Annotated in this window: 15 protein-coding genes; 10 read left to right on the forward strand and 5 right to left on the reverse strand. The window is 67.4% G+C overall.

The features are described from left to right. Positions 1-20: 20 nt before the first annotated feature. A complete protein-coding gene (locus JQ639_RS20120) occupies positions 21-1,742 on the reverse strand; it encodes an outer membrane beta-barrel protein (protein WP_211968043.1) in 1,722 nt (573 codons plus the stop codon). A gap of 261 nt (positions 1,743-2,003) precedes the next feature. On the opposite strand from JQ639_RS20120, the gene JQ639_RS20125 reads away from it, so the two are divergent. Then, positions 2,004-3,017, forward strand: coding sequence for a KpsF/GutQ family sugar-phosphate isomerase (locus JQ639_RS20125; protein ID WP_211968044.1), 1,014 nt, complete (start codon positions 2,004-2,006; stop codon positions 3,015-3,017). A gap of 187 nt (positions 3,018-3,204) precedes the next feature. Here JQ639_RS20125 and ubiA read toward each other — a convergent pair whose 3' ends face one another. Continuing rightward, entirely contained in the window at positions 3,205-4,155 is a 951-nt protein-coding gene (ubiA, locus tag JQ639_RS20130; protein ID WP_211968045.1) for a 4-hydroxybenzoate octaprenyltransferase, read from the reverse strand. A gap of 151 nt (positions 4,156-4,306) precedes the next feature. Further along, positions 4,307-4,981 carry a hypothetical protein gene (locus JQ639_RS20135; RefSeq protein ID WP_371745162.1) on the reverse strand — a complete coding sequence of 225 codons (675 nt, stop codon included), beginning with the start codon at positions 4,979-4,981 and terminating at the stop codon, positions 4,307-4,309. Positions 4,982-5,281: 300 nt separating this feature from the next. Between JQ639_RS20135 and JQ639_RS20140 the strand changes: the two genes are divergently transcribed. The 6 genes from JQ639_RS20140 to JQ639_RS20165 all read left to right on the forward strand — a co-directional run bounded on the left by JQ639_RS20140 (position 5,282) and on the right by JQ639_RS20165 (position 11,307). Next, positions 5,282-6,040: a 16S rRNA (uracil(1498)-N(3))-methyltransferase gene (locus JQ639_RS20140; protein ID WP_211968046.1), complete on the forward strand. Its 759-nt coding sequence runs from the start codon at positions 5,282-5,284 to the stop codon at positions 6,038-6,040. 160 nt (positions 6,041-6,200) lie between these two features. Then, entirely contained in the window at positions 6,201-7,355 is a 1,155-nt protein-coding gene (locus tag JQ639_RS20145) for an ATP phosphoribosyltransferase regulatory subunit (protein WP_211968047.1), read from the forward strand. After that, the gene (gene hisG / locus JQ639_RS20150) at positions 7,352-8,329 is read left to right on the forward strand and encodes an ATP phosphoribosyltransferase (RefSeq protein WP_211968048.1); all 978 of its coding nucleotides are present in this window, start codon (positions 7,352-7,354) and stop codon (positions 8,327-8,329) included. Before JQ639_RS20145 ends, hisG begins: the two co-directional genes overlap by 4 nt. Positions 8,330-8,429: 100 nt before the next feature. After that, positions 8,430-9,482: a glycosyltransferase family 2 protein gene (locus tag JQ639_RS20155; protein WP_211968049.1), complete on the forward strand. Its 1,053-nt coding sequence runs from the start codon at positions 8,430-8,432 to the stop codon at positions 9,480-9,482. After that, positions 9,479-10,333, forward strand: a complete 855-nt coding sequence (locus JQ639_RS20160) for a ChbG/HpnK family deacetylase (protein WP_211968050.1) — start codon at positions 9,479-9,481, stop codon at positions 10,331-10,333. The genes JQ639_RS20155 and JQ639_RS20160 overlap by 4 nt, the downstream gene beginning before the upstream one ends. 113 nt (positions 10,334-10,446) lie before the next feature. Continuing rightward, positions 10,447-11,307 carry a DUF2076 domain-containing protein gene (locus JQ639_RS20165; RefSeq protein ID WP_211968051.1) on the forward strand — a complete coding sequence of 287 codons (861 nt, stop codon included), beginning with the start codon at positions 10,447-10,449 and terminating at the stop codon, positions 11,305-11,307. Positions 11,308-11,397: 90 nt separating this feature from the next. On the opposite strand, the gene JQ639_RS20170 is transcribed toward JQ639_RS20165, so the two are convergent. Continuing rightward, positions 11,398-12,189, reverse strand: a complete 792-nt coding sequence (locus JQ639_RS20170) for a L,D-transpeptidase (protein ID WP_211968052.1) — start codon at positions 12,187-12,189, stop codon at positions 11,398-11,400. 312 nt (positions 12,190-12,501) lie between these two features. On the opposite strand from JQ639_RS20170, the gene JQ639_RS20175 reads away from it, so the two are divergent. Continuing rightward, a complete protein-coding gene (locus JQ639_RS20175) occupies positions 12,502-13,257 on the forward strand; it encodes a protein phosphatase CheZ (RefSeq protein ID WP_211968517.1) in 756 nt (251 codons plus the stop codon). A 157-nt stretch (positions 13,258-13,414) separates the two neighbouring features. Here the strand turns inward: JQ639_RS20175 and JQ639_RS20180 are convergent, their stop codons facing one another. Then, the gene (locus tag JQ639_RS20180; protein WP_211968053.1) at positions 13,415-13,936 is read right to left on the reverse strand and encodes a hypothetical protein; all 522 of its coding nucleotides are present in this window, start codon (positions 13,934-13,936) and stop codon (positions 13,415-13,417) included. Between the two features lie 378 nt (positions 13,937-14,314). On the opposite strand from JQ639_RS20180, the gene groES reads away from it, so the two are divergent. Both groES and groL read left to right on the forward strand, forming a co-directional pair. After that, entirely contained in the window at positions 14,315-14,611 is a 297-nt protein-coding gene (gene groES / locus JQ639_RS20185; protein ID WP_211968054.1) for a co-chaperone GroES, read from the forward strand. Between the two features lie 149 nt (positions 14,612-14,760). Further along, positions 14,761-16,404, forward strand: a complete 1,644-nt coding sequence (gene groL, locus JQ639_RS20190; protein WP_211968055.1) for a chaperonin GroEL — start codon at positions 14,761-14,763, stop codon at positions 16,402-16,404. The last annotated feature ends 65 nt before the right edge of the window (positions 16,405-16,469 follow it).

Below are 16,469 nucleotides of genomic sequence, written 5' to 3' on the forward strand. Positions count from 1 at the left end.
GGCTCGAGACAGCGCGAAGCCTACTGCTGCGCGCGCACGCCGAGCGTGATCACGGTGGCGTTGGAGTTGTAGCCGGGAAGGTTGCTGTCGAGCCAGTCGTGCCGCAACTGCCCCTTGATCGCGAAGGTGCGGTTGATCTTGTAGACGAGATCGGCGGACGCGGTGTAGCGGTTGTCGAAACGGCCGAGGCCGCGATAGTCCGACGTGCCGTAGCCGAACCGCGCGGTCGCCACCAGCCAGCGGCGGAAGGCGTGCTCGACCTGCCAGGTATAGTCGCGCGTCACGACGCCGGACACACCGGGCAGCGGGCTCTCGTCAATCGACGACGTCGCGATGAACTTCGCCGTGGTCAGCGGCGTCACCGTCCACACCAGCGAGGCGCTGGTCAAAAGACCGCTGCTTTGGCTGAGGCGCGGATCGCGGTAGTTGCGCATCAGCCAGCCGACCGCGGCCTCGCCAGTGATCAGGCGCGTCAGCTCGAAGCTCGAACCGCCCTTGATGTAGCCACCGTCGGAATCGCGCACGTAGCCATAGCGGTCGATCGTCTGGTCGTGGATGCGGGTGTCGCCCTCGACCTCGACGAACGGCTTCACCCCCGGCCGCAGATCGTAGCTGACGCGCGCGATGCCGCCATACTGGGTGAAATCGCGGTCGTTATTCGAGTTGGTCGTGCCGTCGGTGAGCTTCGACCACTGATAGGATGTGTGGTCGATGGTGCCGCTGACCGACACGTTGAGGCGGTTGAAGTCATGATCGACGCCGAGCGTGCCGCCGGTGGTGGCGAACACCGGATATTTTGCAAGGCCGGTCTGGATGCTCGGGCTGCCCGGATTGTCGGTCGCGACGCGCAGTCGCAACTCGCTGTTGATACGCGTGTCGCGGGTGACGTCGACGCGGCCGTCAATCCGGCCGGTGAAGTCGGGCCGGTCAAGATTCATCGGCGCGCCGTTGTTGGCGGCCACGCTGAGCGGCAGCGTGGTGCCATAGCCCGTGAACGACCCGCGCAGGTCGGCGCTGAGCGCGTGGCGCTCCCAATTGGAGTTGATCACCAGTTCCGGCGCGATCATCCAGAACGTCGAGCCCCGCGCCGGCGACAGCCGGCCCGGGTTGGTGTCGTAGCCACCGGACAGTTCGACCGCCGCCTTCGACAGGAACGAGCCGTAGTAGATGCCGGTGGCGCCGAACGGATCGTTGTCGATCGGCAGCCGCCGTCGTGGCGGCTGGCCGGAGATGGTGCCCGCCGCCGAGGGCGGCACCGGCAAGCCCGCGGCCGACGCCGAGGGCGGCGGCGCGAGCTTGGGGGGGCCACCGGCGACCGGTCCGGTCGGCACCGGCGGCAGATTGGCGTTGTTGGTGAGCGGCGCGCGCACCGGCCCGCCGGGCAGCGGCCGCGCCATCGGCTTGGCTATCGGTTTGCCCTTGGGATCGACCTTGGGCTTCTTCTTGCGCCCCAGCGAATCGTAGCCGGTGTCGGCGGCTCCCGATGCAGCCGAGATGCCATAGGTCGGAATGGCGCCGAGGCGCGACGGCGCAGGCCCGGCCGCAGCGTTCGCCGGGGCATTGGGATCGCCAGGCGCCGCCTGGGTCAGCTTGCGCAGGTTCGACGTACTTTGCGGCGCGAAGCCGCCCTGCTGGGGATTGAAGAGGTCACCGGTGAGCGCCTGGGCCGCAGCGGGCGAGGCAGACGCGACCAGAGTGGCGGCAAGGCATAGCGGCAAGGCGCACCAAGCGTGCGCGCCCAAGGGGCGGCCCGTCTGCGGGGCTTTCAGCCGCCAGCCTCCAACCACAAGAAACCTCTATAAATCATCGACTTAACTAAAGGCCGGACATCGAATGCCGGCTGGAACGTCGTTAATGGAGTTAAAACAAAGATGGTTAATGGGGAGTTGAGACCCGACCCTCCCCGCGTCGCCTTGCGGCGCGAGGCGTGCTAGACACCGCCAACCGAAGCGGCGGCCGACCTGCCGCCGACACAATTCCCCTCGAGGGTGTCTGGACTTTTCATGACCCAGCCGAAACCGCGAGCCGCCGAGCTTGTGACCGCGCATTCCCCCGTCATCGCCTCCGCGCTGCGCACGCTGGACGCCGAGGCCAGCGGCGTCACCGCGCTGGTCGCCGCGCTGCAGAACGGCCTTGGCGCGCCGTTCGCCGCCGCCGTCGAACTGATTCGCAACGCCCGTGGCCGGGTCATCGTCTCCGGCCTCGGCAAGTCCGGCCACATCGGCCGTAAGATCGCCGCGACCTTCGCCTCCACCGGCACCCCGGCGTTCTTCGTCCATGCCGCCGAGGCGAGCCACGGCGACCTCGGCATGATCACCACCGATGACGTCATCATCGCGCTGTCGTGGTCGGGCGAGACCGCCGAACTCAAGAACCTGATCAACTATTCGCGGCGCTTCCGCATCGGCCTGATCGCGCTGACCGCCGAGTCCGAATCGACGCTGGGCAAGGAAGCCGACATCTGCCTGACCCTGCCGAAGGCGCGCGAAGCCTGCCCGCACAACCTCGCGCCGACCACGTCATCGCTGATGCAGCTCGCCCTCGGCGACGCGCTGGCGGTGGCGCTGCTGGAAAGCCGCGACTTCACCGCGGTCGACTTCGGCGTGCTGCATCCCGGCGGCAAGCTCGGCGCGATGCTGAAATTCGTGCGCGACCTCATGCACACCGGCGACGCCATCCCGCTGAAGCCGCTCGGCACCAGAATGTCGGACGCGCTGGTCGAGATGACCTCGAAGGGCTTCGGCTGTGTCGGCATCGTCGACGGCAATGGCGATCTCGCAGGGATCATCACCGACGGCGACCTGCGCCGCCACATGCGCGCCGACCTGATGACGGCGACCGTCGACGAGGTGATGACCCGGCGCCCGCGGACGATCACCCCGGACACGCTCGCCAGCGAAATGCTGGAGATGCTGAACTCCTCGAAGCCCGCCGTCACCGTGCTGATCGTCGCCGAAGGCAAGAAGCCGGTCGGCATCGTCCACGTCCACGACGTGCTGCGGGCCGGCGTCGCCTGAGGCAGCGTCACGCCCCCCTTGTCGACAGCTTGTGCCGTCATCCTGATGTGGGAGCGCCAGCAAGCCTCGAAGGATGAACGGCCGCGACGGGACCGTCGCCCTTCGAGAGGCCCGCTCCGCGGGACCACTTCAGGGTGACGGATCACTGATCGGAGAAACCGGCGAAGGCTCCTGAAAGAGCGTCGTCTCAGGCCGCACGCATTACCGCGTCGGCGACAAGGCCCGCGAACAGCAGCAGTCCGGCGTCGCGGTTCGACTTGAACAGCTTGAGACACAGCGCCGGATCGCCGATGTCGAGGCGGCGGACCTGCCAGGCGAGGTGCGCGGCGAACACCGCAAGGGCGACGAAGGCGAGCACGCCCGCGCCCGCGAGATGGAACGCGACGCCGATCAGCACCACCGCAAGGCTGTAGAAAAACACCAGTGCGGGCTTTGTGCGCTCGGCGAACAGCCGCGCCGTCGATTTGATGCCGATCAGCGCGTCGTCCTCGCGATCCTGATGGGCGTAGATGGTGTCGTAGCCGATCACCCAGGAGATCGAGCCGGCATAGAGCGCGAAGGCAGCGACGTCGAGCCGCGCGAGGATCACGGCAAAGCCCATCAGCGCCCCCCATGAAAACGCGAGGCCGAGCACGACCTGCGGCCAGTAGGTAATGCGCTTCATGAACGGATAGATCGCCACCACCAGCAGCGAGGCGATGCCCGTGGCGATGGCGAAGCGGTTGAACTGCAGGAGTACCGCGAGCCCGATCAGGGCCTGCAGAACCATGAACGCCGCGGCCTGCCCGATCGTGACCTGCCCCGACGGGATCGGCCGGGAGCGCGTGCGCTCGACCTTGCCGTCGAGGTTGCGGTCGGTGATGTCGTTCCAGGTGCAGCCGGCGCCGCGCATCACGAAGGCGCCGATGAAGAACAGCACCACGGTGAACGGCAGCAGGCGCAGATCGCCGGCGACGCCGGACGCCAGCGCCGCCGACCACCAGCATGGCATCAGCAGCAGCCACGAGCCGATCGGCCGGTCGAAGCGCGATAGCCGCAGATAGGGGCGTGTCCACAGCGGCGCGTGGGTATCGACCCAGTTATGGGTCGAGTCGGCGACGCGGGCGCTGGCATCGGCGGTTCGAAGTTCGTTGTACATCGCGGCAACCTCTTTCACGAACTTCGGGACGCATGGGGGCACAGGCCAATGAATATCAGTGCCGCCAGGCGATCTGAAGTCCCTGAAATGGGATCGCGCCGACACACGCCGGCCCCCGGGGACCAGCGATGCAGTGTCCGCGATGCCGCGGTTAGCGCGTCAGGGCGTTGCCGGTCAGCGTCTCGAAGGTGGCGCCGCCGCGCTTGGCCTCGCGGGCCTCGGGAATGGCGGAGCTGGTGCCGAGCACGTCGGCAAGGCTTGGGCCTGCCGGGCCGGCGGACTGCTGGGCTGCGACGTTGCACACCGCGGTCTTCATCTTCTCGGTGTTGGCGTGACCATCCTGCATCTGCTTGCCGATTTCAGGCGGAATGCCGCAACGCCTGGCGTTGGTCTCGATGAACTTGATCATCTTGACCTCGGCGCCGGAGAAATTCCTGATCAGCGCACAGGCCTCGGCCGGCGGCGCCTTGCGCGCGCCGGCGGCCTTGATCAGGCCGGCCTTCTTCTCGGCGTCCTGGCGCAGCGGCAGGAACTGCTTCATGCATTCCTCGCCCCCCGGAGGCGGCGCGGCCGCCTGCTGCGGCATGCCCATCATCGGCGCGGCCCCCGGCGTCGGAAACGCGGGATCCGCCCCGCCCACCGGCGGGAACGGCGACGGCTGCGAGCGCTGCGGCGCGCCGTTGACCGGCGGAAATGGCGAGGACTGGGCGGCCTGGCCCGGCAGCGGCGCCGGGAAGGCGCCCTGGGCACACACTTCGGCAGCCGACATCACAAGGCCCGCCAGCGCCATCGGCACGATGAGGCGCGACGACAGGGCGCGCGGCATAAACGGAATTTGGACGGTCACGGATACCCCTCCGGCAAAATCTCTCGGTCAGTCCCGACACGGCGCATCTTCGGGCCTTCGCCCGTCTGCCCGCGTGCGTCCGGCGAACCGGCGCGTCGCATTCCCGTGACGGCCGCGCGTGGAACAGGCCGGGCCGGCCGGGTGATTGCTGGCCTTCTACGATTCCCCAGGCCCCTTAACAACCCGTCGAATGGGGCGACAGCGCGGCGCATTGTCCATCGGGCCGGCTGGCAAGGCGCCAATCTTCGGCTAGAACACCGAATTCAACGGATTTTTCGCATGCCCAAGACCGATTTTCGCAGCCCGCGCCTGTTCGCGGACTTCCCGCTGGCGCCCGGCGCCATGGTTCCGCTCGACAAGGACCAGAGCAACTATCTCGGCAACGTGCTGCGCCTTGCCACGAACGATACCGTGCTGGTGTTCAATGGCCGCGACGGCGAGTGGCGCGCCGCGATCGGCGGCCGCAAGCGCCCCGAACACCTCGCGATCGACGCCCAGACGCGTCCGCAGGACCGCCTCCCGGACGTCCACTACGTGTTCGCACCGCTCAAGCATGCCCGCCTCGACTACATGGCCCAGAAGGCCGTGGAAATGGGCGCCGCGCGCCTGACCCCGGTCCTCACCCGTTTCACCCAGACCAGCCGCCTGAACACCGATCGGCTGCGCGCCAACGTGGTGGAGGCTGCCGAGCAATGCGGCATTCTCAGCCTCGCCGGTGTCGACGAGCCGCTTCCGCTGGCGCGCTACCTCGACGGCCGCAATGGCAGCCGCCTGCTGGTGTTCTGCGACGAGGACACCGATATCGCCGATCCGCTGGCGGCTCTGGCCGCCCACCGGCCGGCAGCCGGCGGCATCGATATCCTGATCGGCCCGGAAGGCGGCTTCGCCGAGGAGGAACGCACCCTGCTGCACCGGCAGCCCCATGTCGTGGTGCTGTCGCTCGGGCCCCGCATCCTGCGCGCCGACACCGCCGCCGTCGCCGCCCTGGCGCTGGTGCAGGCCGTACTCGGCGATACATCCGGGAAACACCCGCTATAGTTGCATGAACATCGGCCGTTAAGCGACTTGCCGAATCGAGGTCGAAACCGCGCCGCGAGCGTGTTAAAGGGCGGCCGCATAACCGATTTCTTGCGGAACGGCCGATCGCCGACCGCCCCCAGACGAGTTCGGACCGTGGGTCCGACGGAGACACGACCGCATGAGCCAGACCGCCCCACGCGCGACCGGCCCCGCCGTCCCGGCGGAGACGCTGCTGGCGTCGTTCGCGGAGGCCGGCTACGCCAAGGCGGAACCGGCCATCCTGCAGCCCGCCGAGCCGTTCCTCGACCTGTCCGGCGAGGACATCCGCAAGAGCCTCTACCTCACCACCGATCCCGGCGGCGAGGAGCTGTGCCTGCGCCCCGACCTGACCATCCCGGTGGCCCGTGACTATCTGGCCTCCCCGTTCGCCGGCCAGCCGGCCGGCTTCTGCTACCTCGGACCGGTGTTCCGCTACCGCGGCCAGCGTCCCAATGAATTCCTGCAGGCCGGCGTCGAATCATTCGGCCGCACCGACCGCGCCGCGGCCGACGCCGAGATGCTGGCGCTCGGCCTCGAGGCGCTGGCGGCGTTCAACGTCACCGACATCGACGTGCGCACCGGCGACGTCGCGCTGTTCGCCGCGCTGATCGACGCACTGGCGCTGGCGCCGTCGTGGAAGCGCCGCCTGGTGAAGGACTTCAACCGCAAGTCGTCGCTGGCGCAGGACCTCGAACGCCTGACGCTGTCGACCGACACCGCGCGCAAGGACTACGAAGGCGTGCTCGCCGCACTCGCCGGCTCCGACCGCAAGGCGGCCCATGCCCTGGTCACCGACCTGATGTCGATCGCCGGCGCCACGCAAGTCGGCGGCCGCTCGGTCGCCGAAATCGCCGACCGCTTCCTCGAGCAGTCGACGCTGACCTCCGGCACGCTGCCCAGGGACATCCGCCTGCTGATCGAGCGCTTCCTGACCATCACAGGCGAGCCTGACGAAGCGCTGGCCGAGCTGCGCACGCTCGCCTCCGATGCCAAACTGAACATGAACGCCGCGATCGATCAGTTCGAGAGCCGCATCGGTTTCATGGCGGCGCGCGGCATCGACCTCGCCAGCACGCGCTTTGCCACGTCGTTCGGCCGCGGCGTCGACTATTACACCGGCTTCGAGTTCGAGCTCCATCGCCGCGGCAACGGCGTCGAGCCGCTGGTCGCCGGCGGCCGCTACGACAACCTCATGACGCGCCTCGGCGCCGCCGCGCCGATCCCGGCAGTCGGCTTCTCGATCTGGATGGAGGCGTTGACCCGGTCCGCCGCCCCCGCAGGGAGCACGCGATGACCGAGCCCTTCGTTCTCGCCGTCCCCTCCAAGGGCCGGCTGCAGGAAAACGCCGACGCGTTCTTCGCCCGCGCCGGCCTGACGCTCGCCAAGTCCGGCGGCGCACGCGACTATCGCGGCACCATCAACGGCCTCGACAATGTCGAGATCGCCTATCTGTCGGCGAGCGAGATCGCCGCCAACCTCGCACGCGGCGCCGTGCATCTCGGCATCACCGGCGAAGACCTGATCCGCGAGAACATCACCGACGCCGATCGCCGCGTCGCGCTGATCGAGCCGCTCGGCTTCGGCTACGCCAATGTCGTGGTCGCGGTGCCGCAGGCCTGGATCGACGTGCGCACCATGGCCGACCTCGACGACGTCAGCACGGCATTTCGCGCCCGCCACAATCGCCGCATGCGGGTGGCGACCAAGTACATCAACCTGACGCGCAACTTCTTCGCCGGCCATGGCGTCGTCGACTACCGCATCGTCGAGAGCGCCGGCGCGACCGAGGGCGCGCCCGCGGTCGGCACCGCGGAGCTGATCGTCGACATCACCACCACCGGGGCGACGCTCGCCGCCAATGGACTCAAGGTGCTGGACGACGGCGTGATGCTGCGCAGCCAGGCCAACCTCGTTGCCTCGCGCGAGGCCGACTGGTCGCCGCAGGCGCGCGAGACCGCCCGCATCATCCTCGACCACATCGCCTCGCGCGCCCGCGCCAACGCCTTCAAGGAAGTGCGCACGCGCTTTCAGGGCTGCAACGCGGCGCTGCTCGATGAAGCGCGGACGAAGTTCGGCGTGGTCACGCCGTTCGGCGGCCCGACGTCGTCGGGCATGCTGACGCTGCACTGCCCACCGGCGCAGATCTACGGCCTTGCCACCTTCCTGCGCGTGCACGGCGCCGATACCGTGTCGGTGGCCTCGCTCGAATACGTGCTGGACCGCGACAATCCGCTCTACACCCGGCTGGACGCGTTCCTTGCGACATGATCGCGGTGTCGCGACATGGTGGCCCTTGCGGACCAGCCGGCAGCAACTACCATCAAGGCGAGCGACGCCCGTATCTCCGCGGCGTCCCGGAAAATGATCGATGATGCTCGGCGCTGACGTTTCAAACCTGACCGGCGACGCCCGCACGGCGGCGGCCCAGGGACTGTCGATCGTGGTGCCCGTCTACAACGAGGCTGCCGGCCTCGCGCGGCTGCACGACCGGCTGATCGAGCTCGCGCGCACGCTCAGGCAGCGCCACGGCCTCGCCACCGAAGTGGTCTATGTCGACGACGGCAGCGCCGACGACACGCTGAAGATCGCCCGCACCCTGCCGGCCACCGCCCTCGACATCCAGGTGGTGTCGCTGTCGCGCAACTTCGGCAAGGAAGCGGCGCTGATGGCCGGCCTCGACGCCGCGCGGCGCGGCGCGACGCTGTTCATGGACGGCGATGGCCAGCACTCGCCCGATCTCGTGCACAAGCTCGTCACGCACTGGATCGACGACGGCTACGACGTCGTCTACACGGCGAAGGCTCATCGCGACAACGAATCCTTCCTGCGCCGCCTGTCCGTGCAGGGCTTCTATCTGCTGATCAACTGGGGCGCCCGGCAGAAGATCCCGGAAGATGCCGGCGACTTCCGCCTGCTGTCGCCGCGGGCGACGCAGGCTTTGCGCCAGTTGCCCGAGCGCAACCGCTTCTTCAAGGGCCTCGCGAGCTGGATCGGCTTCCGCCAGATCCGCGTCGACTACGAGCCCGAGGCGCGCGCCCATGGCCGCACCTCGTTTAATGCCGCGCGGCTGATCGGCCTGTCGATCGAGGGCTTGACCTCGTTCTCAGTGGCGCCGCTGCGGGTGGCGAGCCTGCTCGGCCTTTTGCTGGCGTCCGCCGCATTCCTGTTCGGCCTGTCGATCCTGTGGGAGACCGTCGTCAGCGGCAAGTCGGTGCCCGGCTATCCGTCGCTGGTGGTCGGCCTGATGACCATCGGGGGCGTCCAACTGCTGATGATCGGCGTCATGGGCGAATACATCGGCAAGATCCTGTCCGAGCTCAAGGCGCGGCCCGTCTACTTCATCGCCGAGCACACCGTGAAGGCCGCTGAGCCGGACAAGGCCGCAGCCACTGACACCTCGGTCGGAAGCGCCGCCGAATGAGCGCCCCGGCGGAGCGCCGCATCTGGCTGTGCGCCGACGACTACGGCCTCAGTCCCGGCGTCAACCGTGCCATCCGCGAGCTCGTCGTGCAGCGCCGTCTCAACGCCACGTCGGTGATGGTGGTGGGCCCTGCGATCGGGCGTGACGAGGTCGACGCCCTGAAGCAGGCTGTCGCCGAGGGAAATTGTGCGATCGGCCTGCACACCACCCTGACCGCGCCTTTCGCGCCGCTGACGATACATTTTCGCCCGCAACAAGGCGGCGAGTTCCTGCCGCTTGGCGCAATGCTGCGCACCAGTCTTTTGCGCCGGCTCGACGCCGACATCGTGCGCGGCGAGATCGCCGCACAGCTTGCCGCCTTCGCCGAACTGTTCGGCCGGCCGCCGGACTATGTCGATGGCCACCAGCATGTGCAGATCTTTCCAACGGTGCGCGACGCCTTTATTGCCGCGGTGCAGGCCGCCGCGCCGCGCGCGTGGGTGAGGCAGTGTGGTCGCGCGCTGCCGCTGTCGCAACGCATCGCCAATCCGAAGGCGCTGCTGCTCGACACCCTGAGCGCACGGTTCCGCCGCGCCTGCGCACGCGCCGGACTGGCGTTCAACCCTGGCTTTTCCGGCGCCTACGACTTCTCGCGCCCCGTCGACTTCGGCACGGTGATGCCCGCGTTCCTCGACGGCCTGCCTGACGGCGGCCTCGTGATGTGCCACCCCGGCCATGTCGACGAGGTGTTGATCGCGCTCGATCCGCTGACCGAACAGCGCGAGCGCGAATACGCGTTCCTCGCAGGCGACGCCTTTCCGCAACTGCTGCAGGCGAATGTTATAACGCTCCACGGCGCAACCCGCGCGTAGACGCGCGCACGCCACGTTGTCGCATACCAAAAATTAATCTGCGGAACTCTTTTTGCGTCACAAACGACGCCTAGATTCCGGATGCCGACGCATTGACGCCGGAGGAGGACACTATGACCCCGCAAGAACGCCAGCTGATCGACGACCTGTTCAACCGGCTCGCCGGCCTGGAGAACGCCCCGCGCGATCCTGAGGCGGAGAAAGCCATCATCGAGGGCCTGCGTCGCGCGCCCAACGCCGCCTATGCGCTGGTCCAGACCGTGCTGGTGCAGGACGAGGCGCTCAAGCGCGCCAACGCGCACATCGAAGACCTGGAGAGCCGCGTCGCACAGGCAGCCGCGCCATCCGGCGGTTTTCTCGATTCGATGCGCGATGCGGTCTTCGGCCAGAATGCGCGCGGATCGGTTCCCAACGTGCGCCCGTCCGATGCGCCGTCACGTCCGGTCTGGAACAGCGGCCAGGTGCTCAACAACGCCCAGGGCGGCTACAGCGACCCGCGGGCCGCAAGCGGCTATGCCCAGCCCGGCGGCTACGCCCAGCCCCCGGGCTATGGTCCAGCGCCCGGCTACGGTGCGGCACCGGCCGCCGGCGGTGGTGGCAGTTCGTTCCTTGGCACGGCAGCGGCCGCGGCGGCCGGCATGATCGGCGGCTCGCTGCTGATGAACAGCATCCGCGGCGCCATGGGAGGCGGCAATCATCAGTCGTTCTCCGACGCCGGCGCACTCGGCGGCGGTTCGAACGCCAATCCGTGGGGCGGCAACAACGACCAGTCGAACGGTAGCCTTGCGCGTGACGCGGGGCTCGGCGACATCGGCCGCAGCGGCAACGACCAGCGCCAGGGCCTGTTCGACCAGAACCCGAACGACGACCGCAACTCCGACAGCAACAACGAATATGCGTCGAACAGCTACGACGACGCGGGCGACGACGACGGTTTCGATTCCGACGACGGCGGCGGCAGCGATTACGCCTGACCGCAGTCCGCGCGGTTCATTCGCCCTGCAAAACGGCAACGGCCGCTCTCACGAGCGGCCGTTGTCGGTTTTTGGAGGCGTTTTCCGCCGTCAGATCACGATGACGCGGGCGCCGACATTGACACGATTGTAGAGATCGATGACGTCCTCGTTGCGCATGCGGATACAACCCGACGAGACGTTCGTGCCGATCGTCCACGGCTCGTTCGAGCCATGAATGCGATAGAGCGAGGAGCCCAGATACATCGCGCGGGCGCCGAGCGGATTTTCCGGCCCGCCGACCATGTGGCGCGGCAGGTCAGGCCGGCGCCTGAGCATCTCCGCCGGTGGGGTCCAGTCCGGCCACTCGCGCTTTGCCGAAATGGTCTTGGTGCCGGACCAGGTGAAGCCGGGCTTACCGACGCCGATGCCATAGCGCAGCGCGCGACCCTCGCCCTGCACGAGATAGAGAAACTTGTTCGGCGTATCGATCACGATCGTTCCGGCTTTTTCGCGACCGTCGTAGGACACCATCTGCTTTTCGTACTTCGGATCGAAGCCCTGCTGGGCCGGCACCACGGCCTGCTGGGACGGCAGATAGCTCTGCTGCTCCATCTCTTCGTCCGACATCGGCATCACGCGCCGGCCGCGCGGCGTCAGTTCGTAGCGCTGCGCCCGCTCGTAGCCAGGCGGGTAGCCCGGTGCCGGGCCGGCGCTGCCATTCCCGAACAGGAACTGGATGAAACCGCCGCCCATATCGGAGCGATCACTGGAGGCGACGCGCACTGGCGGCGCCGAACGGTTGTAGACGACATACGGCTCCGCCGCGCTCTGGGCGCAGGCAGGAGCGGCGAAGCCGAGCGCACAGGCGCCGGCGAACAGGACGGACACGGTTTTGAACATCGACGTACTCTGCACGTTTCGTCGGGACAGCGCGCACGGCGTCGGCACGAACACGCCGACCCGCCACGCGACCGATTAGAGGCGCAAATCGCATCGGTTTGGTAAACGCAGGCCGCTTCGGGATTCACCACGTCGCGCAATCGCTCCCGCATCTGCCGACAGCGTTTATTTTCGATGAACGCCGCGCATGCATGGTTAACCGACGGTTTGCGCCCGCCGCAAACAACGGTTCCGGCGGCCTCCGCTGTGAACCCGACGTTAAAACACCGTGATCTACAACAGCACTGTTTGAAAGGGGGCTGGGGAGTTGTCATGCCTGTTCGCAAGCGCTTTCGCATCGAGGAAATCCAGTACGGCAGCATGCCGGAAACTGAGGCTGTACCTGCCGGCGACGTCGGCCCGATGCACACTGAAATCATGACCGAGCTGCGCGCGATCCGCGCCCAGATGGCTGCGCCGGCCAGCGGCGTGCCGGACGATACCGCAGCCGACATCGGCGAGGCGCAGGCTTTGCTGCAGACCTATCGCGCGCAGATCGAGCAGTGCGAAAAGCTCAAGATCGAGCTCGACCTCATTCACGAGGCGATCAACCGCACCAAGCAGGAAATCGCGGTGCTGCACGGCAAAAGCTTCAACGGCGACGAAATGTCGAAGGTGACCGGCGAGCTCGGCGCCGTCGTCGGCGGCACCGAGGAAGCCACCCAGCAGATTCTCGAGGCGGCCGAAGCGATCGACCAGGCCGCGAGCGCGATGTCCAAGATCACTTCGCCGGACCAGCAGGCCCAGCTCAGCGAGGAAATCCAGGACCGCGTCGTCGCCATCTTCGAGGCCTGCAACTTCCAGGACCTCACCGGCCAGCGTATCAGCAAGGTGATGAACACCATGCGGTTCATCGAACACCACATCAACGTGATGATGGAGATCTGGGGCGGGGTCGACGCCATCAAGGCCCACGCGCCGGCGGTGATCGACGATCGCGTCGGCGACGCCCGCCTGCTCAACGGCCCCAAGGGGCTGGACGACGACGGCCACGCCTCCCAGGACGACATCGACGCCATGTTCGGCTGATCCGGCCGCGCCGGATCGCCCATACGAGTGCCCCCGGGGCGGCCGCGAGGCCGCCCTTCTTCTTTCCGGACGCCCGCATCGCCCGGCCTCCGGACAAACGAAAACGCCCCCGGGGAGCGATCCCCGGGGGCGAGATAGCAGGCCGGCCGTCGCAGCCTTACGCGCGTGGCGCGCAGCGAACGTAGATCATGGTGCCGTAACGGCCGTCGGCATCCTTGTCGATGAAGCGGGTGATCAGCACGCGGCCGTCGAAGGAGACGATCTCGCGGTCCTTCTCGCCTGCGGGGGGGCCGGGCGGGCCGATATAGTTCTTGCCGCTGCGGCTGCCCTTGATGCGCAACTCCTGCGGGGTCGCCTCGTCGGCGAGGTGCATGATGATGCCACCGGAGGTGCCAGGATTGATGACGTAGGGCTGCTTGCACTGGCCGCGCGCGTTCGCCTCGGTCCGCAGCCGATCATCGGGCTTGTGGTAGGCGCCAAATCCCCAGCGGCCGACAAGCTCGTCCGGGCGGATGCTGCCGGGAATCTCGGGTTCGACCATGGGTACGTCAGGCGGCGGCGGCTGTTGCGGGCCACCGAACCCGCTGAAGCCCTGGAAACTGTTACAGGCGCCAAGCGCCAGCAGAAGCGACATGGCCGCCAGATGCGCGGTGCGGCGCGCAACACGTGAGATGTTCATCTTGTCCCCTGAACGAGAAAACCCAAGTTGCGCCTGCTCCGACGGCAAACGACGTCTAGCCATCGGATCCGGCAGACGTTCCGCCACCGCCGCCGCGACATGGTGTCCAGATCATCTTATAATGACATCACCAAGGCCTTAAATCCTTTTCACGCCGGTTTTTGCGGTGCGGCGAGCCGAATCGGCCCGCATAAAAGGCCCTTTGCTTGACAGGATCGGCGCCAAGCCATATTTCCCGGGCGCACTTTAGCACTCTCGATGGCTGATTGCTAAAGGATGTGTGGGGGCGCTCCCGCACCCCGAAATCTGGCGGGCCTGCCCTAACCTACCCATCCCCGGCGCTCACCTCGTTCATCTCGCAGACCAGAGGAACTCCCCATGGCCAAAACGAAATTCCGCCCGCTGCATGACCGTGTGGTCGTCAAGCGCATCGACGCCGACGAAAAGACCAAGGGCGGCATCATCATCCCCGACTCCGCCAAGGAAAAGCCCTCGCAGGGCGAAATCGTCGCCGTGGGCCCGGGCGGCCGCGACGAGAACGGCAAGCTGATCCCGATCGATCTCAAGGCCGGCGACAAGGTGCTGTTCGGCAAGTGGTCGGGCACCGAGGTGAAGATCGATGGCGAGGACCTCCTGATCATGAAGGAGTCCGACATCATGGGCGTGCTCAGCTGAACCCTTCCCCTCGCCCGGCGCACGCGGCCCGAGGCCGCCGCGACGGGCGCGGGATCGTCTTCCATCAATCATTCGTCGGCCCGTCCGGCGCGCCGCGGACCTGCAAGGTCCGGCGCAGGATCGGGAACCCTACCCAGGAGTAAAGCTACATGGCAGCCAAGGACGTCAAATTCTCCGGCGATGCGCGCGAGCGGATGCTGCGCGGCGTCGACACCCTCGCCAACGCGGTCAAGGTGACCCTCGGCCCGAAGGGCCGCAACGTCGTCATCGACAAGAGCTTCGGCGCGCCGCGCATCACCAAGGACGGCGTCACCGTCGCCAAGGAGATCGAGCTCGAGGACAAGTTCGAGAACATGGGCGCACAGATGGTGCGCGAAGTCGCCTCGAAGACCAACGACACCGCGGGTGACGGCACCACCACCGCCACCGTACTGGCCCAGGCCATCGTCCGCGAAGGCGCCAAGGCCGTCGCCGCCGGCATGAACCCGATGGACCTGAAGCGCGGCATCGACATCGCCGTCGCCGCCGTCGTCAAGGACATCGAGAAGCGCGCCAAGCCGGTTGCCGCCTCGTCCGAGGTTGCCCAGGTCGGCACCATCTCGGCCAACGGCGACGCCACCATCGGCAAGATGATCGCCCAGGCGATGCAGAAGGTCGGCAACGAGGGTGTCATCACCGTCGAGGAAGCGAAGTCCCTGGATACCGAGGTCGACATCGTCGAGGGCATGAAGTTCGACCGCGGCTATCTCTCGCCGTACTTCGTGACCAACCCGGAGAAGATGACCGCCGAGCTCGAGGACGCCTACGTCCTGCTGCACGAGAAGAAGCTGTCGGGCCTGCAGGCCATGCTGCCGGTGCTCGAGGCCGTGGTGCAGTCGGGCCGTCCGCTGCTGATCATCGCCGAGGACGTCGAGGGTGAGGCTCTGGCGACGCTGGTCGTCAACCGCCTGCGCGGCGGCCTCAAGGTTGCCGCCGTCAAGGCGCCGGGCTTCGGTGATCGCCGCAAGGCCATGCTGGAAGACATCGCCGTGCTGACCGGCGGCCAGCTGATCTCCGACGATCTCGGCATGAAGCTGGAGAGCGTCACCCTGCAGATGCTGGGCCGTGCCAAGAAGGTGGTGATCGACAAGGAGAACACCACCATCGTCAACGGCGCCGGCAAGAAGCCGGCGATCGAGGCGCGCGTCAACCAGATCAAGGTCCAGATCGAGGAAACCACCTCGGACTACGACCGTGAGAAGCTGCAGGAGCGTCTCGCCAAGCTCGCGGGCGGCGTCGCGGTGATCCGCGTCGGCGGCGCGACCGAAATCGAGGTCAAGGAGAAGAAGGACCGCGTCGAGGACGCTCTCAACGCGACCCGCGCGGCCGTGCAGGAAGGCATCGTTCCGGGCGGCGGCACCGCGCTGCTGCGGGCCAAGAAGGCCGTCGGTCGTATCTCCAACGACAACTCCGACGTCCAGGCCGGCATCAACATCGTGCTGAAGGCGCTGGAGGCTCCGATCCGCCAGATCGCCGAGAACGCCGGTGTCGAAGGCTCGATCGTGGTCGGCAAGATCCTCGAGAACAAGACCGAGACCTTCGGGTTCGACGCCCAGAACGAGGAGTACGTCGATCTCGTCGCCAAGGGCATCATCGACCCGGCCAAGGTCGTGCGCACCGCGCTGCAGGACGCCGCTTCGGTCGCCGGTCTGCTGGTGACCACCGAGGCGATGGTCGCCGAGTTGCCGAAGGATGCGGCACCGGCGATGCCCGCCGGCGGCGGCATGGGCGGCATGGGTGGCATGGGCTTCTGAGCCCTGCCGTTTTCGCTCTTTCCGAACGATTGCAAGGCCGCCTTCGGGCGGCCTTGTTTTTTGCA

This window comes from Bradyrhizobium sp. U87765 SZCCT0048, from assembly GCF_018131225.1.
Classification (GTDB): domain Bacteria; phylum Pseudomonadota; class Alphaproteobacteria; order Rhizobiales; family Xanthobacteraceae; genus Bradyrhizobium_A.